This is a genomic window from Marinobacter sp. L-80 (genome assembly GCF_056859395.1).
In genome coordinates this window covers 91,782-113,572 of sequence record NZ_JBSXOI010000076.1, presented here as the reverse complement: position 1 = coordinate 113,572, position 21,791 = coordinate 91,782, and the positions used below count along the sequence as shown (strand labels likewise).

Genomic DNA, 21,791 nt, shown 5'->3' with positions numbered 1-21,791 from the left:
TGGGTCAAGACGTTGCCAGTGCCCTGAGGGTGTCTGGCAGCGGAGCCGATGAGCGCGTCTTTCGGTCGAACCAGACGATTTTTGCATAGCCCTCCGCATAGACGGCGCCGGTGTCGACATCTGTCAGCAAATGGTAGGTGTCGAGACTGGTGTTACCTGCCTTGTCAGCGTATGTTTTCACCTCAACCGTTGCCGGGTGGTTCAATTCCTTTAGAAAGGTAGCGCTGGTCTTTATAATGACGGGGCCGGTCGGCTCGTCAGGACCGCCGAGCTCCAGTGAGGCCAGCCAGACAATGCGCGCTTCCTCAAAGAATCGGAAGTAGACTGTATTATTGGCGTGGCCGTATGCATCCATGTCGCCCCAGCGGAGCGGCATGGTAATCGTGTTTACAAGATTTCCCGGTACTGACATCGGTTTCTCCGGAACAATGGTTTAATAATAAAAAGAATAGCGCCGGTATTTTCGACGAATTGAAACGAATTAAACAACCCAAGAGCAGATAATGAAACACATTTTTATCCGGCGCCGGCTGATTACGCTCACCATGTTGTTATCCCTGGCTGTATTCCTTCCAGTGGGCCAGGCTACCGCACAGACTATGCAGGAACCTGCGCCAGAAGGCTCTGTTCCGGTTGACCCGAAAGACCCCTGGGAGAACTGGAACCGCAAGGTGTACACCTTCAACGAGACCATTGATCGCTGGTTCCTGAAGCCGGTGGCACAGGCCTACAGAGACTTCACCCCGCAGATTGTTGACCGTGGCATTACCAATTTCTTCAATAACCTGACCGAACTCCGAAACTTCACCAACAGCGTACTGCAGCTGAAAGGGGAGTCGGCCGTGGTTGCGGTAGGGCGCTTTACCTACAACACGACCTTCGGTCTGGGTGGTCTGATTGACGTGGCAACCGCCTTTGACCTCCCGGAGCGGCCGGAAGATTTTGGTCAGACACTGGGTTACTGGGGCGTGGGTTCAGGACCCTACCTCATGCTGCCTTTTCTGGGGCCTTCAACCCCCCGGCATTTTACCGGGTTCATGACCGACGGCTTTGCGCTACCGTCGGCCTGGGATGAAGTTGACAGCCCTGAAGTTTACTATGCCCGTGCGCTGCAGATAGTGGACCGTCGGGCAGATCTCATTCCCGCTGAAAGCTTTATCTCGGGCGACAGCTACACGTTTGTTCGAAACGCTTTTCTGCAACGTCGGGAATTCCTGATTAACGACGGGAAAGTGGTCAACGACCCGTTTGCCAGTGGCGACGATGAAGATCTGATGCTGGATGATTTCTGAGTGTCATCCGGTTTGAAAGGAGGTCAGCGGTGCTCAAGGATCCAAGAATAGCCAAATTCCGGAAAATGCTGGCCGAGGCGCCAAACTACGAAGTGTGGAAGGCCGCGGCCCTGGAGTTGGACTTCCTGGAGGGCAACGCTGAGTGGAAAGAGGATTTCGCCTCCGATCTCTACCACTACGAAGTCATCTACGACCGGCTGAGCAACCTCAAACAGTATCGCCAGCAGAATGATGTAGAACGGCTCAAGCGGGCCCTTCGGGAGGGCCTCCACCATGACCTCGGGAATATGGGCAACCCGGCGCTTTATACGCGATCCCGGGTTGGCACCAAACATCTGATCGAGGAATACATTACCCAGGTCTGTGAATCGCTGGATTACCTGTGTGATGAACCGGTGCCCGGTTTCCCCGTTGCCGACAAACTTCAGTTCTTCCGGGATACGCTTACAAGCTATGGCCGGCCGGCACTTTTGCTCAGCGGCGGCGCTACATTGGGTGTGTTCCACTTTGGCGTCATCAAGGCCCTGTGGGAAAAGGGGCTTCTGCCCCAGGTCATTGCCGGTTCAAGTATCGGCGCGGTTATCGCGGGCATTCTTGGAGTACACACAGACGCGGAAATCCCGGAAATGCTGGTGCCCGAGAACCATAACCTGAAAGCCTGGAAATGGCGGGGGCTGCTCAGTGCGGTGCGTGGGGATGGCCTCATGGATCAGGAAGAGCTGCGCAATTGCCTGCGTGGCAATATCGGTGAATATACGTTTGAAGAGGCTTACCAGCGTACCGGCCGTTCGATCAATGTGAGTGTTTCACCAGTGCAGGCCCACCAGAAGGCTCGCTTGCTGTGTGGATACACCTCGCCTTATCTGATGGTCTGGAGTGCGGTTTTGGCCAGCGCCGCGGTTCCCGGTATTTTCCCGCCGGTTACCCTGATGAAAAAAGACATTCAGGGTAATACGCTACCGTATATGCCGCGCCTGAAGTTTGTGGATGGCTCGGTCGTCAGTGATTTGCCAATCGAGCGGTTGATGCACCTGTACGATGTCAATTACACCATCGTGAGCCAGACCAATCCCCACGTAGTCCCTTTCCTGAGCCAGCGGGGGCTGGATGAAAAACTGTCCCTCGGAAATCTGCCCATGCATCTGTTGAAATCCGAGATACAGTTTCATGGCCAGGGCGTGTTCGATTACCTGCGAAAACGGGTAAGGCCGGAACTTCTGCGGCAGATGTCCGGTCAGTTGTACACCATTATGGCTCAGCGTTACTCGGGAGACGTGACCATAGCTCCGTCGTATTCCTTCAAGGATTACAGCAGGATGCTGGCGAATCCGGATCCTGCTTACGTGCGGCAGATGATTCTGGCTGGCGAGCGAGCGACCTGGCCGAAGATCTCCATGATTCGCTCCCACGCCCGTATATCGAAAACCCTGGAGCGCTGCGTGCGAAGGCTGAAGCAACAGAACCGGCGCACGGCCGAGCTCAGGCTGATCAGCAACGCGGATTCCGGTACGTCCTGATATGTATTACGACTTTTTCGGCTTTCGCGAACCGCCGTTTTCCATTGCCCCGGACCCTCGTTATCTATATCTCAGCGATCGCCACAAGGAGGCCCTGGCGCACCTGATGTACGGAGTCCAGGGGCAGGGCGGTTTCATCGTAATCACTGGTGAGGTGGGAACAGGAAAAACAACGGTTTCCCGGTGTTTTATCGAGAATGTTCCCGATCATGTGGATATCGCGCTGATCCTCAACCCGAGGCTCTCTGCGCGGGAGTTACTGTCCTCCATCTGCGATGAGCTGGAAATCCCCCACGATATCAGTGCCACCATCAAGGAACTGGTTGATCTGATTAACCGGGACTTGCTCAAGGCCCATGCAGCCGGGCGACACAAGGTTCTGATGATTGATGAGGCCCAGAACCTTTCGGCCGAGGTGCTGGAACAGTTAAGGCTGTTGACCAATCTCGAGACGGCAGAGAAGAAGCTGCTGCAGATTGTCCTGCTTGGCCAGCCTGAACTGCAGGAAATGCTGGCACTTCCGGAATTGAGACAGCTGAATCAGCGGGTCACAGCACGCTATCACCTGGACGCCATCGGTCGGGATGAGCTGGCGGCCTACTTGAAATACCGCCTCAGTGTTGCCGGCATGCGGGGTGATATCTTTTCGCAGCGGGCGGTGAATCGCCTCTATCGCGAGAGCCAGGGCATACCCCGCCTGATCAACCTGATCAGTGACCGCGCATTGTTGGGCGCCTATGCCGAGGGTGAGCATGAGATTACGCCCGAGCATATCCGCCAGGCGGCAAAAGAAGTACGTGGACAATCCCTCGGCCCCACGCCCTCACGGGCTCACCAGTCACCAGACAGATCCCAGTACCTTATCGTTGCGGCTTCGATTCTGGTGGCCATCATCGGCACCGCCTGGCTTATTGAGCGTTGGTCACCGGGTGGATCGTTTCTCACCGATCCCTCCTCAGCAGAACCTTTGCAGGGAGCTGTTGAGCGAGTCGAGGAGCAGGAACAGAAACCATTGCAAGAGATCCAGGAAACCGGGTCGGGAGAGTCGTCAGCACCCGTTGAACTTGCCGTGCCAGGTCAGCTTCTGGATTCCGTGGAGGCTTTTCAGGTACTTTTCGGGATTTGGGGGCGCGAATATGAACCTTCGGAAGCGCCCGTTGCCTGCGAATGGGCCAACGAGGCGGGTCTTGGATGCCTGAGTCGTCAGGGTAGCCGCCGAAGCCTCGAGTTTCTGGATCGCCCGGCGATGCTTCAGTTGCAGGATGAGGCGGGTAACCGGGGGTTTGTCGTGCTCCGCCATCTGGATGGCGATACCGCAGACATCGCCTTGCCCTCCGGCAATCAGACTGTATTGTTTGCCAGTATCGAGCGCTATTGGTTCGGGGAGTATCGGGTTCTGTGGCGCCTTCCGGAATACCTGACGGGCGACGGCTTTTACAGCAATGGCGGGGGCGAGCAACTCTGGATTGGTGCGCGAATGATGGATCTGGCGGACCGTTTCAGTAATTCCCGTGCTGAAAGTGACCGGGTGAAACGGCTGGATTCCGAAGAGCAGGTTCGCTGGTATCAGTCATTGCGAGGGCTTACCGTCGATGGGATCGCCGGAGCCATGACGATTATCCAGATCAATAACGACCTGGAAGCTAACATTCCCCGTCTCAAGCCTCTGCAGTCCGAAGGTCGCCGGCAAGTTGAAGGTCGAGAGTAATTATGTCGTACATTCTTGACGCATTGCGGAAATCCGAAACTGAACGGAGGCAAGGGCGCGTACCGGACCTTGGTCAGCAGGTACAGCTGATCCATCGCCCGAAGAAAAAGCGGTGGTCGCCGGCTGCCTGGGTGTCTCTTGCACTCATGCTCAATGCCGGCGTCCTGGCCTTTGTCTTCTGGCCGGGAGCGCCGTTGCCCTGGGTTTCCGAGTCGCAATCCGAGACATCTGCGGCCTCGGCCAGAACGACAGCTCCTGAACCTGATGCGGTGGCGCCTGCGACAGAGCCAGCGCCGACATTGGAAGATCCCGTTGCACAAACGGGGACCATCCCTGAGCCCGATGCGGGCGAGGCGACGCCGGCGCCGATCGCTTCGGAACCTTCCCCATCACAAAGCCGGGAGCGGGCGACCGTTATCGTTCCCTCATCCGCAAATGCCGAAACTGCTGCACCAATGGTGCAGCCCGAGCAGGCAGGCAGAGTGCCACATCTGGTAGAGTTGCCGCTCTCATTTCAGAAGAGCGTTCCCGATTTGACCTTTAACAGCCATATCTACTCGTCATCCCCTGCATCGCGCCGGGTCATGATTAACGACACCTACCTGCGAGTGGGCGACGTCTTCGAAGGCTTGCGGGTAGACGACATAACGGAAGAAGGGGTGGTTCTGAGTCGTGACGGGCGCCGTTTTCGGGTTGGCGTTGTTCGGGACTGGGTGAGCCCTCGCTGATGGCGCTGACCGACGAGATCAAGCAATCGATCCAGCAGGGATATCGGGATGTGCTGGCAGGCAAGGATATTCGGGCGCGCTATGGGCAACGCCTGATGATTGCGGAAATCGCCAGATACATGGGCGACATCACCGAGAACGATGGCCAGCGAACGTCCCCTGCCTCTGCCTGTGTGGTCGAAGCCGGGACCGGGACAGGCAAAACCCTGGCCTATCTGATCGCTGCCATCCCGGTGGCCAAAGCCCTCGGCAAAACCCTGGTTATCTCCACCGCAACCGTGGCCCTTCAGGACCAGATTGTGCTTAAAGATCTCCCGGACCTGAAAAAGCACAGCAAGATGGATTTCAACTGGACTCTGGCCAAAGGGCGGGGGCGCTATCTCTGCATGTCCCGGTTGGAAGCCCGACTGCACGATGAAGGCAATACCGACAGCGACACCATGCCCCTGTTCCTTTTGGATGGGCCGAAAAATGAAGAACCGGGCACCCGGGCCTTTTTCGAAGAAATGCTCGCCAGTTATGGCTCCCGCGAGTGGGACGGTGACCGTGACCACTGGCCGGAACAGATACCGGACGACGTCTGGCGACAGGTAACCACGGACCACCGGCAGTGCACCAACCGCCACTGCAGCTATTTCGACAGTTGCGCGTTTTTTGATGCCCGTAAAGACCTTGATGATGCCGATATCGTGGTGGCTAACCATGACCTGGTTCTGGCCGACCTTGCCCTGGGCGGCGGTGCCATTCTGCCGGAGCCGGAGAACGCCCTCTATATTTTCGACGAGGCTCATCACCTTCCGGACAAGGCCCTGAATCACTTTGCCGCGTCGCTGCCACTCAATGCTACCCGGCAATGGCTGAAGCAGCTTTCCCAGGCGCTTGTGAAAATGCAGCCTTATCTGGCAGCCGGCACCCAGGCCGCCAAGTCCCTGGATCGCATCAGTTCTGCGTCGAGAGAGGTAGACCTGGTCCTCAACCGGGTTTACGAAGAAGCCGAGCAGAATACCGGCTGGGAGTTCAATGAGGAGCGACGGACGGCGCAGTGGCGTTATCCGGAAGGTGAATTGCCGGAGGCGATGGCCGAGCTTGCAGCCGAAAGCCGGATTGCTACCGCTAACATGGTCCGGCAACTGGGCGTTCTGGCGGACGAGTTGCAGGGCGCCTTTGACGAGCGCAAGGAGCATGAAATCGACCGGGAAACCGCCGAAGCCTGGTATCCGGTGATAGGCTCCTTTCACGCCCGGGCAGAGGACCAGTTGCGGCTCTGGACAGCCTGGTGCGACCCGGGCAATGCCAGTCCCCCCGTGGAAGCTGAAACCAACAGCGAGACAGGTGATGAGCCAGAAGCCAGGCCGAAAACGCAGAGAAGCCCGCCCCCAGCCCGATGGTCAGTACGCCAGCGCTGGGATCACGCCGAAGACATCACTCTTTACAGTTCACCGGTACTGGCAGACAACCTGTTGTATTCCAGGCTTTGGTCTCGCGCTTACGGCGCCGTGCTCACCAGTGCGACCCTGACTGCACTTGGTCGGTTCGATCGCCTGAACGCGCGGGCTGGATTGCCCCAGGGCAGCCGCTTCCTCGTGGTTCCCAGCTCTTTCCGTTACGGCGAAATGGCAACGGTGGAGGTGCCTGCGATGTCTGCCATGCCAACGGATGACGGCTTCGCCGATGAGCTTGTAAAACGACTACCGGACCTCTGGGCAGGCGAGAAGGCGACTCTGGTGTTGTTTACGTCCCGTCGTCAAATGCAGCAAGTGCGAGACGCGTTGGCCCCGGATTACCCGGACCTCATTATTACCCAGGACGATATGGCCAAGGGCGAAGTGCTGAGGCAGCATTGCAGCAGGGTGGATGAAGGCCGGCCGAGTGTCCTGTTCGGCGTTGCCAGTTTTGCAGAGGGTATCGACCTTCCAGGCAAGTACTTGCACCACGTCGTGATTACCCGTTTGCCATTTTCGGTGCCGGATGATCCCATTGAGGCGAGCCTGGCCGAGTGGGTGACGCAGCGGGGCGGCAATCCGTTTATGGAAATCACCGTTCCGGACGCGTCCATCAAACTCGTCCAGGCGGTTGGTCGGCTGCTGCGGACCGAGCAGGATACTGGAAGAGTGACGATCCTGGATCGCCGCATTATTGCCCGCCGGTATGGTCAGCTGTTGCTGGATGCATTGCCACCCTTCCGCCGGATCATCGAACACTGAATCCCACCAGAACCGTTCAGCCATAAAAAAAGAGCCAGCCCCTTTGGGGTTGGCTCTCATCAAGGGGTTCTTTCGAACCCGGGCGTCGAAACAACGCGGAACAAGAAATCTGAAGGCCTGAAGTTTCAGAATTCCTGGTGAGGTTTCCCTCACCGTTGAAAATATAATAGGGGATTAGAGGGCGTAGCCGGATCGTCCAAAGGGCGTAGCGGGTTTAAGTTGTTGGTGCAAAGTGTGAGGTGCATCACGTTTTTTGGCTCGAAATCAGCCTTGCAGCAACCCCAGTTCCCGGGCCCTGGCCAGAGCCTCGGTTCTGCGGCCAACGCCGAGCTTTCCATAAAGGTTGCGAATGTGGGCCTTCACCGTAGCCGGGGCAACGTCCATTTTTGCGGCAATTTCCTTGTTGGCGTGGCCCGCATGAATGAGCGCAAGCACTTCAAGTTCTCGCTGGCTGAGAGGTTCAGGCAGTGTTTCGGCGTTGAGTGTCGTACGACCGTGCTCACCAGAAATAGCACTGGCTTTTGTTTCAGAATGGCCCTTGCCAGACCGGCGCTGATCGAGAAGCATTTTCCTGACGCTGGCGTTCCAGCTTCCCGGTTCATCCAGTGCTGGCAAACCAAGGAGCAGGGCACGCAGATCCGGGCTTTCCTCCGCAAAGAGCCTCAGGAATCCGGCCTCGCCGGCGAGTTCTATCGCGCGGGTCAGCATTTGCTCCGATTCATCGGTCCGTTCCTGCTTCGCCAGGGCCTCGCCATAGACCAACAGAATTTCCACCAGGTGTCTGTTGTGGGCGTTGCGTTCAGCCGGTTGCAAAAGAGCGCTGAGTATTTCCTGGGCCCGCTCGGGCTGATCCAGTGCCACCAGCACTCGCGCCTCGCTAATACGGCTTTGTTCAAGATGAAGCGGATTGGTGAACTCGGTATCGGCTCGGGAATCCAGGCAGGCCCGGGCTTTTTCCGGATGGCCTGAAGCCAGGTAGCAGCGTGCCAGAAGGGCAGTGCTTGCGGGTGGCTCGAACACGATTTGCTCTCGCCGCTTGCGGGCGGTCTGGGATGCGTCTTCGAGCGCGTCAATCGCGTCCTGGAGCCTGCCCTCGCTGAAAGCCAGGTGACCACGCACGTACTGAATGATCACGTGCTGGCCCGGTTCGGTGCCCCGCTCAACATGTTCGAGCAGCGGTTTCAGGTGCGTGGCTGCTAGCTGGGGGTGATTTCGTTCGCGATGAATCTCACAGAGTGTACTGTTCTGCCAGCATGAGATGAGTCTTGGCTGGGTTGGGTCCGCATAGTGTTTGTCCACCCATTGCCTTATCTCGGTGCAGGTTTCCAAAGCCAGATCGATATCGCCGCGATTGTATTGAATCCACGCCAGCAGGCCGCCACTGGAAAGAACCGTACTGGGTTTATGTTCGACCTGTCCGTAGCGGACTGCCGATTGGAGCGCGTCTTCGGCTTCGGTGAGTTCACCCTTGCCGTAGTAATCCAGGCCCAGGCCGTAATAGGTCACCGACTTTAGCGGTATGCGAGTGTGATCAATCTCCCTGAGCACCTGTCTTGTGAGATCTGCGGCGCTCTTGTCGTCACTCCGGGTGCGAGCCAGATAGGAGCGCATCAGCGAGATCTCACTTTGCAGCCCGAGGGCCCCTTCGGCATCCGGATGGGAGTCCGCCACCTGCCGGTCCAGAAGATCCTCCAGGCCGGACAGCAGCGGCTCCAGACTATCCATTCGGTTGGCAAAGAACAGCCCCCAGATCCGGAGCATCTGGAGTTGCGGATTGTCGATGACAAGGTCCTGTGGCAGGGCATCAATCCAGTCCAGCACGGGGAGGTGATATCCGCCATGGATCAGGTTGTTGCCGTGCTCGGCGAGCACCCGGGCAAGCCGGGACCAGTCCTCCTGTCGGACGATCTGGGCAATGGCTTCCTGCACGTGGCCATGGGCCAATAACCAGTCCACCGTCCGGTGCCAGAGTCGCGCGGCCGAGTCAGGATCTTGGTGACTTACCCTGAGTTGCAGCGCATCCCGAAACAGGTCGTGATAGCGGAACCACTCGTTCCGGGTATCCAGCGGGATCAGGAAAAGATTCTGGCTGAGAAGTTTTTCAAGCAGCTCCTGGCTGTTATCGGACCCACGGATCGAATCACAGAGGGACGCACAGAGCCGGGGGCAACAGGCCGTTTCAAGCAGAAAGTCCGACAGCTCCCGGGGTTGCTGCTCAAGTACTTCGCTCAGCACATAATCGCTGATGTGGCGCTCATCCAGATTTATCTGGTTTCCACTCGTGCTGGCGTCCTTTCCGGACAATGCGGAAAGCTGCATGGCAGCGACCCAGCCTTCGGTTTTGCGGTAAATCGCGTGGACATCCTCGTCGGCGATATCAAGGCCCATGGTGTCGTGAAAGAACTGACGGCATTCGTCTTCAGAAAAGGCCAACAGGCCAGGGTGGATGTCCTGGATCCACCGACGGACGCGCCAGCGGGCCAGGGGCAGTGGCGGTTCGGTTCTGGACGCCAGGGTTATCAGAACACCCGGCGGAAGATAATCAATGAAATAGGCGAACTGCCTGTGAATGGCAGGGTTGCCAATGAAGTGGAAATCGTCCAGCACCAGCGACCACGGGCTGTCATCATGAGCCAGTGTGTTGATCAGGCCGGTAATGGCCTCGGTAAACGTGTCATCTGAGTGGTGAGCCAGTTGTTTGCGCAAATCGGACGCGCCGGTCAGCCCGGCTTGCTCAAAAGCTCCTATCAGGTACTGCCAGAATCGCCGGGGCTCATCGTCGTGTTCATCCAGAGAGAGCCAGGCGCTAGGGGAGGAAACTCTAGAACACCATTGCGAAACCAGAGTGGTCTTGCCAAACCCGGCCGGCGCAATCACCAGATTCAGTCTTTTCGGAGCCCGGGACTCAAGCAAGGCACTCAGCCGCTCACGTTTAACCGCGCGCGAGTCTGACGTTGGCCGAAGAAACTTTGTGGTGAGCAGCATGGGTTCCCTGAGAACTGGAGTGTTGATGTGCCCAGACAAGGCATTACGGATTGTGTCCTTTGTATTGGCCAAGTCAAGGGTTGGAGGGGCTTTTCATAGCCTCAGGGTTTTATCAGGGGCTGCGCAAATGCGATTTTGGTCTAAACTGTGTAAAAGCAGTTGCCTATATTAAAAAAGAATGAAAATCTGTATTTTTATGCGTATTCTTCAACAAGGTCCTTCGATCTCCAGGGAGCAGCAGATTCAATGAAACTACAACAGTTGCGCTATATCTGGGAAGTTGCGCATCACGACCTGAATGTCTCAGCAACCGCCCAGAGTCTGTTCACGTCCCAGCCGGGTATCTCCAAACAGATCCGCCTGCTGGAGGACGAGCTGGGGCTTGAAGTATTTGCCCGCAGCGGCAAGCATCTCACCAGAATCACACCGGGCGGCGAGATCATTATTCGCGAGGCCGGCGAAATCCTGCGGCGGGTTGAGGGCATCAAGAAGATTGCCCAGGAATTCAGTAACCAGCGAAAGGGTGATCTCAGCATCGCCACCACGCATACCCAGGCCCGTTATGCACTGCCCCCGATTATCAGTGGTTTTATAGAGGAGTACCCGGACGTCTCCCTGCATATGCATCAGGGGACGCCAATGCAGATCTCCGAAATGGCAGCCAGCGGGGCGGTCGATTTTGCCATTGCGACAGAGGGCATGGAGCTGTTTAACGACCTGATCATGATGCCATGCTACAAATGGAACCGGAGCGTCATCGTGCCGAAGGATCATCCACTGGCGAAACTGCCGGAACTGACACTTCCGGAGCTGGCAGAATACCCGCTCGTGACTTACGTGTTCGGCTTTACGGGGCGCTCGAAACTGGATGAGGCGTTCCAGTCCCAGGGACTGACACCGAAAGTGGTATTTACGGCAGCAGATGCAGACGTGATCAAGACCTACGTCAGGTTGGGGCTCGGTGTTGGAATTGTCGCGAGCATGGCATTCGATCCAAAAACGGACACCGACCTGGTTGCGCTCGACGCCCGCAAGCTTTTCCGTCCCAGCGTCACACGACTCGGGTTCCGAAAGGGGACTTTCCTGCGGGGCTATATGTATGACTTCATTCACCGTTTCGCGCCCCATCTCACCAAAGAAAAGGTGGACGAGGCGGTTTCCCATCAGGGCAGCCGGTCTGAAATCGAAGAACTGTTCAAGGATGTCGAGCTGCCCACTCACTAAAAGGTGAATGGGCAAGAGGCGCCCGGGTTATTCCCGGGCGATCAGGTTGCCGGCATGGAGGCCGCATTCTTTCTGGGTGGCTTCTTCCCACCACCAGCGGCCTTCACGTTCATGTTGACCAGGCAGGACAGGACGGGTGCAGGGCTGGCAGCCGATGCTGACAAAGCCTTTCTCATGCAGTTTGTTGTAAGGCGCCTCGGACATACGGATGTAATCCCACACCTCTTTTGATGTCCAGTTTGCAAGTGGGTTGAACTTTACCAGTGTCTTTTCATTGGTCGAGAAGGCGGTATCTTCCTGGATAACCGGGACGTCATTGCGAGTTCCGGGGCTCTGGTCTTTCCGCTGTCCAGTGATCCAGGCGTCCACGGTCGCCAGCTTGCGGCGAAGGGGGTTGACCTTGCGAATGCCGCAACACTCACCGTGCCCATCTTCATAGAAGCTGAACAGGCCCTTTTTGTTCACCAGATCCTGAACTTCGTGAGCATCCGGAAACAGAACTTCGATCTCGATGCCGTAATGCTTCCGCACGCGCTCGACAAACTCATAGGTTTCCGGATGCAGACGCCCGGTATCCAGGGTGAATACCCGCAGGTTGTCGGTGAGCTTGTGCGCCATCTCAATCAGTACCACATCTTCCGCACCGCTGAAGGAGATCGCGATGTTGTCGTACTGTTTCAGGGCGGCCTTGAGAATCGAACGGGGGCTCTGGCCTTCGAGCTCTTCCCGCAAGGTTTGAATATCGGTCATGGCCCGGGATTGCCTTATCTTGATGTGCAAAAGGATCTAAACGTGCGAAAAGGCTACCATTAAATGCCTCATATCCTGAAGGAATGACGATCTATATGGTTATTCCGCGCTTAAAAGTCAGGGGTTACACTTCTACGATGCAATCCCGCCCGGTTTTTCTTATCATACGCTCCGAATAGCGGCACAGACGGACAAACCGACGTTGCCCTTAACCAATTGAAGCAGGAGATCGTTGTGGAACTGGCATGCCTTGACCTTGAAGGAGTATTGATCCCGGAGATCTGGATCGCGTTCGCCGAAAAGACCGGCATTGAAGAGCTCAAGGCGACCACCCGCGATATTCCGGATTATGACGTGTTGATGAAGCAGCGCCTCAAGCTGCTGGACCAGCACGGCTATGGCCTTCCGCAAATCCAGGAAGTGATTGGCGAGCTGGACCCGCTGCCCGGCGCCCGGGAGTTTCTGGATTGGCTGCGCGAGCGTTTTCAGGTTGTGATTCTGTCCGACACCTTCTACGAATTCGCGATGCCCCTGATGAAGAAGCTGGGTTATCCGGCACTGCTTTGTCACAAGCTGGAAGTTGCAGACGACGGCCAGATCACCAACTACCTGCTGCGCCAGCGCGACCCTAAGCGACAGTCCGTGAGGGCATTCCAGTTGCTGAATTACCGCGTGATTGCTGCCGGTGATTCCTACAATGACACTACCATGCTGGGCCAGGCCGAAGCCGGTATCCTGTTCCATGCGCCGCAAAACGTAATCGACGAGTTCCCGCAGTTCCCTGCAGTGCATAACTTCGAGGATCTGAGGCAGGAGTTTCTCAAGGCCAGCGAGATCCATAACCCCTGATTGGAGGACTGAAATTGGGGTCAGAAGAACGCTCTCTTCTGCCCCCATGTTCACCCGAACTCACTTCAGTCGATCACCAACTCTTCCAGAAACCGCATTAAAGAGCCGACTTTTGCGAGCGTCTCCTGATATTCAGCCTCGGGATCTGAGTCCGCAACAATACCGCCACCACCCCAGCACCGAATGGTGCCCTCGCCATCACACAGCATGGTTCGAATCGCAATATTGCTGTCCAGAGTGCCATCCAGTCCGCGATAGAAAATCGAGCCGCAGTAGGGACCACGCCAGTGGGGCTCAAGCTCCCGGATGATTTCCATGGCTCGTATCTTCGGTGCGCCAGTGATTGATCCACCCGGGAAGGCGTCAAAAAGGGCCTTCATGGGTGTTACAGCCTCGGCAAGCTCGGCGCGGATGTGGCTGACCAGATGATGAACATTCCGGTAGGACTCCAGTGCAAACAATTTGTCGACTTTCACACTGCCCGGCTTTGCGTTCAGGCTCAGATCGTTGCGAAGTAAGTCGACGATCATCAGGTTTTCGGCAAGATCCTTTTCAGAGCCCTCCAGTTCTGTGGCGTAGGCTGAATCGCTCTCCGGAGTGCCGCCCCTCGGCCGCGTACCCTTGATGGGGCTGGTGGTGACGGTGCGATCGTGAATTTCAAGAAAACGCTCGGGGGAAACTGACAGAATGGATGCCTCGCCGGCGCGGATGAAGCCGCTGTAGGGCGTAGGGTTAGCATCCGAAAGCGCCTGGAATGCTTGCCAGGGATCCCCCGTGAAATGGCCGGAAAATTCCTGGGAGAGATTCGCCTGATAACAATCTCCGGCCTCAATGTATTGGCGAACCCTTTCTACGCTGGCCCTGAAGGCACTCGGTGTTTGCCTGGGCTGAAATCGGGAAAACATAGACCATCCGGTGGTGGCTGCGGGTTCGTCCGAGCCCAGCCACTGCTCCAGCAGATCCCGTGTCTCACCAGGGCACTTCGGATGAATCCAGAGCCAATATTGATCTGTCTTGCGATTGTGACTTGCCGTCCAAAGATAAAATCCTGCAGACATAAGGGGAGCATCCACAGATGGACAGAGCTGCCTGAGACGGCTTTCCCTGACATACCCGAGCTCATAACCGAGGAATCCAATCCACCCGCCGGACAGACATTCCGGGTTGGGTTCCTGTTCGATCTGGAACTGACGGACGAGGCTTTCCATGCTCTGGGCAAGCTGATCGGAGCAGAAATCCGGAGGCACAGGGTATTGGAGCACTTCGGTGGCGCGAGCTCTGGCAGAAAAACCGCTGAAGACTCCTCGGGCGGGGCCGTGACCGACACTCCCAATATAGGCGAAATCCGCTTCCCGGCAGGCATAGCTTAGCAGGCGATGGTAGCCCTCCTGATTGAGTTCACGCATGGTTGCCGGGTTCAAGGTTCCTCCGGAATGTTCAAAAAATGATAAACAGCACACAAAATCGGCGTTGTGACTTTTATGGATGCGCTGATCTAATTAACTAACGCTTTATTCAACTGCTGATTATACGGTTGATCGGCATTCTATCCGAGTTGGTAGGGCGTCCCCAGTATAAAAAAACTAAATGGAAGCGCTTGTCCCGAGAGGCAAGGGCAGTCCTTTGCACATGGAGTTTCTATGAATACCTTGCGATTTGGTTATTTAAAGGTCCTTTTTTTGATTCTTTCACTTGTCTGCTTCTCCGCGACAGCGACCTCTCAGGAACACCAGAGTGAAGGTTCCAGTGTTTTATCTGACGGCAAGCTCACAAAAAAGGAGCTGGCTGCAGCCATGTTAACGGCGGAAAAAGATCTCACTTCAATGCTGAAAGCCTCAATGTCCGTTGTAGAGGAAGAAGTAGAGAATTCGGGGATTTTCGGGCCGGGTGCATGGATGGTTTTAAAAGATCGGAAACTCAAAAAAGTGAGGCTCGATGAGGCAGCGGAGAGTGCACCTCCTTCAGCGAAGCTGCAAGTTTTCAGGGCTAGCCTGCGGTCTTTAGCCCGGCACAATAAAATTGATGCCGCGTTAATTGTTTATCCAGGCACCATAACCAAAGAAGGTGAGAAGCAGAGGGTTGTAGTAGTAGAGCATGAACATCGACTGGGCATCTCAGGCTTGAAATTGATTCCTCTTGAGTTAGACGAAGGGGATGTCTCATTTGGAGCTGCTATGTCGCAGGAAAAGTCATTTCAGATCTTTTATGACCAGAAGAAAAAGGGTGCCTGAGTGTCAGGCGCAAGCTGTAGCTTAGTGTTCCGGAACTGTGCGTTCATTCACGGACTCCGACTGTAAAACAATCTTAAATGGAGGTGTGAGGTTACAGAACTTCACAAAAATAAAACTCGGAAAACAATCAAAAAGAGTTTACTCAAGGAGATAATAATGAAAGGCCTGAAGAAACTTGCTCTTGCTACAGCAGTCGCTGCTGCCCCTTTCGCAGCAAATGCAGACCTCAAGGCGTTGGATGATAGCGCAATGGGGAACGTAACTGGTCAGGCAGGTGTAACTATCGAATTGGAAACCCGCGTTTCCATCGGAGAGTTCACCTACACCGATGAAGGTACATTCGCGGTCTCTGACATCGAAATCGGCGGTGCGAACGCTAGTGGTCTGATTGCTACAGACCCAAACACTGGTGACCCCGTTGCTGTGCCGGGTTTGGCAACTCAAAGCAATCTGCTGGATGACCTGAAGATCGATATTGATGTTGCCGCAGATGGCGACGCAGTTATTCATGTTGGCTCAAACACTGGTGCGCCCATCGACTGGGGTATGCAGGTTGGTGAGATGAGCTTACGTGACAATGTGGATGCTTCTTCTGCGACGGAAAACACCACACTGATTTCAGGAATGAAAGCGTGGGGTTTGTTAGGCGCTCTGGATATTCGGGTTGATACCACCGATGTTGCAGCTGGCCCTAACACGGGCACCTTGAATCTGGATGCAGCATTTACTGTCGAGCAGATGGACTTCGAAGTGGATTTCCTGGCAGTGGGTATTACCGGCCTGAGCATTAAAGGTGCGAACGCTGGTGGTCAAACCTACACTGACGCCGAAATTTCAGCCCTTCTGAACGATCCGAACGGCGAAGATCCGGTACTTGAGGGCACCCTTGCGGCGCTAGCTTCTGGCAATAACGGCGCCAACAAATCGTTCGCGGTTGCCCGCCTTGATATATACAAAGGTGACAATCTCGATGGAACCCGTTCAGATGTCTTGCGGGTAGACGTCGACGATGTTCTGATGGACGTAAACATCCAAGAGACTCGTATCGGTGGAACTAATATCGGTACCATTGGTATTGATAACCTGCATATCTCTGACACCACGCTTGCTGTTTACGGTAAGTAATCTTACCTGACGCCAAGAGATTGGTGATACGCCCCGCTCTGCGGGGCGTTTTTATTGGCTAGAAGAAAACTCGGGCCAATAAAAAAACGGCAGCCAATCCTGGCTGCCGTTTTCAAATCGAACCAACGAATTCTTCGTTACTGATCCGGCACCGCAATAGAAAGATCAAACCCACCACCAGGCCTTGGCGTCAAGGTAACCGGCCCTTCATTAATTGCTTGTGGAACCTGGATCTGGTCAATCCCCGGCGGGTTACCAATGCTGAAATTCACATTCTGCCCATCGAACCCAATCCCCAGTTGATCGTTAAGAAACGTCTGTGTAAAAGGCTCTTCCGGAATCTGTGCCTGCTGTCCGAAGATTATCGGTGGAATCGTTGGCGTAAACTCGGCCGGCGGCTGTGCCCGGGCGATTTCTTCCTGGGGCAGGAGCAGGGCGCGCCGTAGAAATTCCTCTTCGGCGTTTTCCAGCGCATCGGTCTTGCCTTCATCAACGTATCGTTGCAGGGCGTCCCGGTAGGCTTCTTCTTCCGCTTCGGTCAGCACCGGTTCGCCGGGGGAAATGGTGAGGGAGCGCAGGATGCGTTGCCGGTCGGCGTCGGATTTCTTCCGCTCTTTGGGTACAACAATAACGGCGGAATCCTTCACATAGGTTTCCACCATTTCGTCTGAGGTCATAGTCTGAACGCCAGCATAGGCAGGTAAAGCAACAACCAGACTGCTGATGGCGCTGGTGAGCAGGTGTCGGCGTTTCATAATCTGGACCCTTGTTGTTTAAAAAATACGCTCCCTGAGTCGAGTATTCGGTTTGTAGGACAGGAATTCAAGCTTGAAGATCCGGGATTGTGATCAGAATCTTTGATTTTTCGGTACTGTTACTAATCACAGCAAAATCATGGTCGAATACCATGAACTTTTTTGGCGTTGCAGGGCCTCAGTGACACTATGAAAAATCCGTTCAGAAACCGATTTCGTCGCTGGATTAACCGACGGATTCCGCGGTCCGATCTCCAGACCTTCAGTCAGAAAAACATCTTCATTCTGCCCACCGGCGCAGGGGTCGTGTTTGGCCTCTTGTTGGTCATCATGCTGTTAACCGGCATCAATTATCAGAACAGCCTGATTTATCTGGGCACGTTCCTCCTGGGTGCCGTTTTTGTCGGCGCCATGCACCAGACCCATCGGAATCTGTCTGGTGTTGAACTCACCCTGATCCAGCCGGGAGAGGGCTTTGCCGGCGATGATATTCCCTTCCGGTTCCGGCTCAGGGCGGGCCGGGACGATGCCATTGCCATCCTGCTTTCCTGTGAGGAATCGGGCCATGCCCCGGTGCATGTCCATTGCGGGCAGGCGCAGGACGTCAGCCTGCCAGTTCATTCCGCTCACCGGGGATACCTGCGCCCGGACAGGATCCGTATAGAAACCCGGTTTCCGTTTGGCTTGCTGAAGGCCTGGTCCTGGATCCGGCCGGTGTCCGCCGGTGTTGTCTTCCCCAGGCAGGTGCCCGCGCCGGAGGCGTTCAGCACCGTTGAGGACGGCGAGGAGTCTGCAGAGGTACGGTCCGTTGAAGGGAACGATCATGCCGATATCCGGCCCTGGCGGGAAGGTGATCTGAGCCAGCGGGTGCTTTGGAAGCGGTTTGCCCGAACCGGGCAGATGGTGGTTGCCGACTGGGAGGGTGAGCAGGGTAGTCCCTACTGGCTGGATTTTAATGCCTATCCGGGCGCGGATTATGAATTGCGGCTGAGTTACCTGGCGTATCTGGTAAACGAACGAGGCCGCAGTGGTGTGCGGTTTGGATTGAATCTTCCGGGGCAGATCATCGAGCCTGATTCCGGACCGGCCCATGCGGCCCGGTGCCTCCGGGTATTGGCAACCTGGGGTGAGGAGCGGCCGCGGGATGCGATGGCTGAGCCCCATGGAACGCGAAAGAAACAAAGAGAGACAACCTCCCAGTGGGTTACGGAGGGGCAGGCTTGAGTTTGATGGACCGCCTTAGAGGCAATGAGTCGGATGAAGGGACAACGACTAATCTGCCTTCCCGGGCTTTGCTCTGGCTGATTGCCAGTTTTGCCCTGTTACTGTCGCCCCAGTGGGACCGTCTGCCCCTGTGGCTGATCGCCGCCTGTGCCGTGTTGGCCGCGTGGCGATGGCTGGCGCAGTACGGGCGGGTAAGGCTTCCCGGCCGCTTGTTACGCACCGGGATCATGCTGGTGCTGATTGGTGTTTATGTCGCAACGGTTCAGGGGCGGTTTACGGTGGACACTGCCGCCTCGTTTTTTGTTCTCGCGGTGGGTCTCAAATGGCTGGAGACCCGGTCAGTCAGGGACTTCTATGTTCTGTTTTTTATCCTTGTCTATCTGGCAACGGTCAATTTTCTGTTCCATCAGGAGATTCTCTGGGCCCTGGTGAATTTCGCCGGCATAGCGCTATTGCTGGTGGGGTTACAGGTGCTGAATGCGCCGGAATTACCCGGGGGAATGACCTCTGGCTGGCGCAGGCTGGGTGGGATGTTTCTGAAGACACTGCCGATTGTGGTTCTGTTGTTTGTGTTTTTCCCGCGGATGTCGCCTTTGTGGAGCGTGCCGCTGGTATCGGGTGAGGCTCGTACGGGCATCAGCGACACCATGCGACCCGGCGATATTTCCAATCTTGCCCAGAGCAGTGAGCGAGCCTTCCGGGTAACGTTCGGAGGCGAGATGCCTGCCTACCGCGACCGGTACTGGCGGGGTCTGATTCTCGATTATCTGGATGGGGAGACCTGGCGCCAGGGCCAGCGCGAGGGTTTTCGCCCTCTTGGTCGGGTTGCGATTGATGGGGGCATAGGAGAGCTGGAATCGAACCAGTATGACGTTCTTCTGGAGCCAACCGATCAGCGCTGGGCGTTCGCACTTGAGAACTCCAGGGCGGTCTCGGACAACGTATTTGAAGACAGTGCCGATCTTTTCAGATTTCGACGTCCTGCCGACAGCCCGGTCCGTTACCGGCTGGCCCTGGAGGGAGAGGCTTCGACGGCTGAGACACAAGGCCCCGCCGAGTTGCGGCGTTACCTTCAGTTGCCCCGGGAAGGCAATCCGAGAGCCCGGGAGTTGGCCCGGGAGCTTCGTCGAAGTATGGGCGACGAGCAGGTGATTCGTGCTCTGTTGCAACGATTCCGTGAGCAGGAATACTTCTACACCCTGCGGCCACCGGCCATGCCCGATGATGGCATTGATTCCCTGTTGTTTGATGCAAAACGCGGTTTCTGCGCCCACTACGCGGGTGCAACCACCTTCGTTTTACGGGCTGCCGGTATTCCCTCGCGGGTTGTGGTCGGCTACCAGGGTGGCGAAACCGGAGCGGGGGGCGATTACCTGATTGTGCGCCAGTATGATGCCCATGCGTGGGTAGAAGCCTATGTCGATGGGCGAGGGTGGGTAAGGATCGATCCTACGGCGGCCATTGCGCCGGACAGGATCGAGTCCGGTCTTCGGGACGCCGTTGCCGAAGAGGGATCCTTTCTGGAGGATAACTGGGCCTCGCCTCAGCGTTACGCCGATGTCGCCCTGGTGCAGTGGGCAAGCCTTCAGCTTGATCGTATCAACTACCAGTGGCAGCGCTGGGTAGTGGGTTACCAGGGGCAGAGCCAGATGGATCTGATGTCCAGGCTGCCAGGTGGTTTCGGCATGCGCGAGCTGGGGTATATGACAGCCGGTATCGTTGGCGCCGGCTTGCTGATCGCCGGGCTGATTTCCGCTTTCCAGATGCGGCGCGGAGAACGACGTGACGCGTTTCGGAGAGTGGTGGATACCTGGCATCGGCTGTGTGCCAGTGCCGGGGTGCCTGTGCGCCATGGTGAAACGCCATCGGTGCTCGCGTCACGACTGGCGAAAGCGGAACCGGCGGCTGCGGATTCGGCGAGGCTTTTTGCCCGCCTGGTCAACAGCCATTACTATAGCGCTGATAAAGACGACGAGGGCGGTGAACAGCTGAAGCGAATGCGCCGCCTGCTCGCCACTATGAAGCGTCAACTACGGAAGCGCCAATTGCGCAGATCAAGGACCCGGACAGGAAGACCTCGTGACTGATATTGCCCAAGACATGCCCTGGCTCAGCCGCGCCTGGCAAACCGTCCAGAGCCGGGTAGCAGAAGACAGGCTCCCGCACGCCCTTATCCTTGCGGGGGAGCGTGGTGTGGGTAAGCGTGCCTGGGCCGGGGCGGTCGGCGGATTGTTGCTGTGTGATAACCGTCTGAACCGGGATTCTGGCCAGCCAATCGCCTGTGGCCATTGTAAGCAGTGCGAGCTCCTGGCCGCTGCCAGCCACCCCGATATCCGGGTTTATACGCCGGAAAAATCCCGCATGGTGAAGGTAGACCAGGTGAGGGCGCTGTCGTCGTTTGCGGTGGCGTCTCCCCAGGTGGCACACCACAAAGTGGCGATCATTGATCGTGCGGATCAATTGAATATCAATGCGGCGAATGCGTTACTCAAAACGCTGGAAGAGCCGCTGCCGGACGTGACCCTGATCCTGTTGCAGGAAAGCGGGCGTCCGGTCCTGCCCACCATTCGGTCCCGATGCCAGACATTGACTGTGCCGGTGCCCGCTAACAGCGAAGCGAACCAGTGGCTCGCGAGCCGTGTTCGGGAGCTGCCCGAGGATGCGCAACCGTCTTCGGAGGTTCTGGCCAAAGCCCTGATGCTGGCGGGGAATGCGCCGAGGCTGGCTCTCGACTATGCCACCGGCGATTTCATTGGTCTGCGGGATACGGCGCTGGAACGGTTCAAGGAATTCATGAAATCCCGGATTCCGGTGGGTGAAGCCGCCAAGGCGTTCAAGGCGATGGGCCTGGAGGACACCCTGTGGTTGTTCGAAACCTGGGCAGCGGATCTGGCCCGCCTGATTGTTGGCGGCAATGCGCGGGACACCGATGCGGCCGATATGCTCGGCTTCCTTGCCAGGACCACTTCCGCCTGGCGGGCCCATGAACTGCTTGATATGGTAAAGGACTCTAGGGCGGCAAGTGTTTATAACGCCAGCCCGGAGCTGGAAGCGAGCCGGCTTCTGATTGCCTGGCAAAAGCTGATGCCGGTCAAACGGCCGGCAGCTTAGTTGCCCGGCCTCCGCCGGATTGCGCCTTTGGTGCCAACAGCTGCTATGATTCCGGAATGAAAGGGATTTTCAGATCCCGAAAATTATT

Annotated in this window: 17 protein-coding genes; 12 read left to right on the top strand and 5 right to left on the bottom strand. The window is 56.5% G+C overall.

Annotation, left to right across the window (positions count from 1 at the left end; translation table 11 throughout):
- Positions 1 to 4 precede the first annotated feature (4 nt).
- Complete coding sequence (locus tag AC13E3_RS19160; RefSeq protein WP_041645241.1) at positions 5 to 412, bottom strand: acyl-CoA thioesterase; 408 nt, start codon at positions 410 to 412, stop codon at positions 5 to 7.
- Between the two features lie 91 nt (positions 413 to 503).
- On the opposite strand from AC13E3_RS19160, the gene AC13E3_RS19155 reads away from it, so the two are divergent.
- The 5 genes from AC13E3_RS19155 to dinG are packed head-to-tail and all read left to right on the top strand — an operon-like array spanning position 504 to position 7,449.
- Complete coding sequence (locus tag AC13E3_RS19155) at positions 504 to 1,292, top strand: MlaA family lipoprotein (protein ID WP_482902350.1); 789 nt, start codon at positions 504 to 506, stop codon at positions 1,290 to 1,292.
- A 29-nt stretch (positions 1,293 to 1,321) separates the two neighbouring features.
- Entirely contained in the window at positions 1,322 to 2,809 is a 1,488-nt protein-coding gene (locus tag AC13E3_RS19150) for a DUF3336 domain-containing protein (RefSeq protein ID WP_482902349.1), read from the top strand.
- A gap of 1 nt (position 2,810) precedes the next feature.
- On the top strand, positions 2,811 to 4,517 hold the full coding sequence (locus AC13E3_RS19145; protein WP_482902348.1) for an ExeA family protein: 1,707 nt from the start codon (positions 2,811 to 2,813) through the stop codon (positions 4,515 to 4,517).
- Between the two features lie 2 nt (positions 4,518 to 4,519).
- Positions 4,520 to 5,245, top strand: coding sequence for a general secretion pathway protein GspB (locus AC13E3_RS19140; protein ID WP_014577213.1), 726 nt, complete (start codon positions 4,520 to 4,522; stop codon positions 5,243 to 5,245).
- The gene (dinG, locus tag AC13E3_RS19135) at positions 5,245 to 7,449 is read left to right on the top strand and encodes an ATP-dependent DNA helicase DinG (protein WP_053115381.1); all 2,205 of its coding nucleotides are present in this window, start codon (positions 5,245 to 5,247) and stop codon (positions 7,447 to 7,449) included. The genes AC13E3_RS19140 and dinG overlap by 1 nt, the downstream gene beginning before the upstream one ends.
- Before the next feature lie 264 nt (positions 7,450 to 7,713).
- On the opposite strand, the gene AC13E3_RS19130 is transcribed toward dinG, so the two are convergent.
- Entirely contained in the window at positions 7,714 to 10,434 is a 2,721-nt protein-coding gene (locus AC13E3_RS19130) for a winged helix-turn-helix domain-containing protein (protein WP_482902347.1), read from the bottom strand.
- A 246-nt stretch (positions 10,435 to 10,680) separates the two neighbouring features.
- On the opposite strand from AC13E3_RS19130, the gene cysB reads away from it, so the two are divergent.
- Positions 10,681 to 11,658 (top strand): HTH-type transcriptional regulator CysB, encoded by a 978-nt coding sequence (cysB, locus tag AC13E3_RS19125; protein ID WP_008171800.1) that lies wholly within the window; start codon positions 10,681 to 10,683, stop codon positions 11,656 to 11,658.
- Positions 11,659 to 11,685: 27 nt separating this feature from the next.
- Here cysB and AC13E3_RS19120 read toward each other — a convergent pair whose 3' ends face one another.
- A complete protein-coding gene (locus tag AC13E3_RS19120) occupies positions 11,686 to 12,426 on the bottom strand; it encodes a phosphoadenylyl-sulfate reductase (protein WP_264622573.1) in 741 nt (246 codons plus the stop codon).
- A gap of 216 nt (positions 12,427 to 12,642) precedes the next feature.
- Between AC13E3_RS19120 and thrH the strand changes: the two genes are divergently transcribed.
- Positions 12,643 to 13,257 carry a bifunctional phosphoserine phosphatase/homoserine phosphotransferase ThrH gene (thrH, locus tag AC13E3_RS19115; RefSeq protein WP_008171796.1) on the top strand — a complete coding sequence of 205 codons (615 nt, stop codon included), beginning with the start codon at positions 12,643 to 12,645 and terminating at the stop codon, positions 13,255 to 13,257.
- A gap of 65 nt (positions 13,258 to 13,322) precedes the next feature.
- Here thrH and pabB read toward each other — a convergent pair whose 3' ends face one another.
- Positions 13,323 to 14,663, bottom strand: coding sequence for an aminodeoxychorismate synthase component I (gene pabB, locus AC13E3_RS19110; protein WP_008171793.1), 1,341 nt, complete (start codon positions 14,661 to 14,663; stop codon positions 13,323 to 13,325).
- Between the two features lie 234 nt (positions 14,664 to 14,897).
- Between pabB and AC13E3_RS19105 the strand changes: the two genes are divergently transcribed.
- The gene (locus tag AC13E3_RS19105) at positions 14,898 to 15,488 is read left to right on the top strand and encodes a hypothetical protein (RefSeq protein WP_008171791.1); all 591 of its coding nucleotides are present in this window, start codon (positions 14,898 to 14,900) and stop codon (positions 15,486 to 15,488) included.
- A gap of 156 nt (positions 15,489 to 15,644) precedes the next feature.
- Positions 15,645 to 16,613 (top strand): DUF6160 family protein, encoded by a 969-nt coding sequence (locus tag AC13E3_RS19100; RefSeq protein WP_008171789.1) that lies wholly within the window; start codon positions 15,645 to 15,647, stop codon positions 16,611 to 16,613.
- Between the two features lie 137 nt (positions 16,614 to 16,750).
- On the opposite strand, the gene AC13E3_RS19095 is transcribed toward AC13E3_RS19100, so the two are convergent.
- Positions 16,751 to 17,368: a hypothetical protein gene (locus AC13E3_RS19095; protein WP_008171787.1), complete on the bottom strand. Its 618-nt coding sequence runs from the start codon at positions 17,366 to 17,368 to the stop codon at positions 16,751 to 16,753.
- Positions 17,369 to 17,557: 189 nt separating this feature from the next.
- On the opposite strand from AC13E3_RS19095, the gene AC13E3_RS19090 reads away from it, so the two are divergent.
- Genes AC13E3_RS19090 through AC13E3_RS19080 form a run of 3 tightly spaced genes read left to right on the top strand, consistent with a single transcriptional unit; the run spans position 17,558 to position 21,703 of the window.
- Positions 17,558 to 18,592 carry a DUF58 domain-containing protein gene (locus tag AC13E3_RS19090; RefSeq protein WP_008171785.1) on the top strand — a complete coding sequence of 345 codons (1,035 nt, stop codon included), beginning with the start codon at positions 17,558 to 17,560 and terminating at the stop codon, positions 18,590 to 18,592.
- Between the two features lie 5 nt (positions 18,593 to 18,597).
- Positions 18,598 to 20,679 carry a transglutaminase TgpA family protein gene (locus AC13E3_RS19085; RefSeq protein WP_482902346.1) on the top strand — a complete coding sequence of 694 codons (2,082 nt, stop codon included), beginning with the start codon at positions 18,598 to 18,600 and terminating at the stop codon, positions 20,677 to 20,679.
- A complete protein-coding gene (locus AC13E3_RS19080) occupies positions 20,672 to 21,703 on the top strand; it encodes a DNA polymerase III subunit delta' (protein WP_405419913.1) in 1,032 nt (343 codons plus the stop codon). Before AC13E3_RS19085 ends, AC13E3_RS19080 begins: the two co-directional genes overlap by 8 nt.
- Positions 21,704 to 21,791 lie beyond the last annotated feature (88 nt).

Excerpts from the sequence above, each read along its gene's own strand:
- AC13E3_RS19140 (WP_014577213.1), top strand. The coding sequence starts at position 4,520 with ATGTCGTACATTCTTGACGCATTGCGGAAATCCGAAACTGAACGGAGG.
- AC13E3_RS19095 (WP_008171787.1), bottom strand. The coding sequence starts at position 17,368 with ATGAAACGCCGACACCTGCTCACCAGCGCCATCAGCAGTCTGGTTGTT.
- AC13E3_RS19160 (WP_041645241.1), bottom strand. The coding sequence starts at position 412 with ATGTCAGTACCGGGAAATCTTGTAAACACGATTACCATGCCGCTCCGC.
- AC13E3_RS19145 (WP_482902348.1), top strand. The coding sequence starts at position 2,811 with ATGTATTACGACTTTTTCGGCTTTCGCGAACCGCCGTTTTCCATTGCC.
- AC13E3_RS19090 (WP_008171785.1), top strand. The coding sequence starts at position 17,558 with ATGAAAAATCCGTTCAGAAACCGATTTCGTCGCTGGATTAACCGACGG.
- pabB (WP_008171793.1), bottom strand. The coding sequence starts at position 14,663 with ATGCGTGAACTCAATCAGGAGGGCTACCATCGCCTGCTAAGCTATGCC.
- AC13E3_RS19155 (WP_482902350.1), top strand. The coding sequence starts at position 504 with ATGAAACACATTTTTATCCGGCGCCGGCTGATTACGCTCACCATGTTG.
- AC13E3_RS19085 (WP_482902346.1), top strand. The coding sequence starts at position 18,598 with ATGGACCGCCTTAGAGGCAATGAGTCGGATGAAGGGACAACGACTAAT.
- cysB (WP_008171800.1), top strand. The coding sequence starts at position 10,681 with ATGAAACTACAACAGTTGCGCTATATCTGGGAAGTTGCGCATCACGAC.
- AC13E3_RS19130 (WP_482902347.1), bottom strand. The coding sequence starts at position 10,434 with ATGCTGCTCACCACAAAGTTTCTTCGGCCAACGTCAGACTCGCGCGCG.
- AC13E3_RS19105 (WP_008171791.1), top strand. The coding sequence starts at position 14,898 with ATGAATACCTTGCGATTTGGTTATTTAAAGGTCCTTTTTTTGATTCTT.
- AC13E3_RS19100 (WP_008171789.1), top strand. The coding sequence starts at position 15,645 with ATGAAAGGCCTGAAGAAACTTGCTCTTGCTACAGCAGTCGCTGCTGCC.
- dinG (WP_053115381.1), top strand. The coding sequence starts at position 5,245 with ATGGCGCTGACCGACGAGATCAAGCAATCGATCCAGCAGGGATATCGG.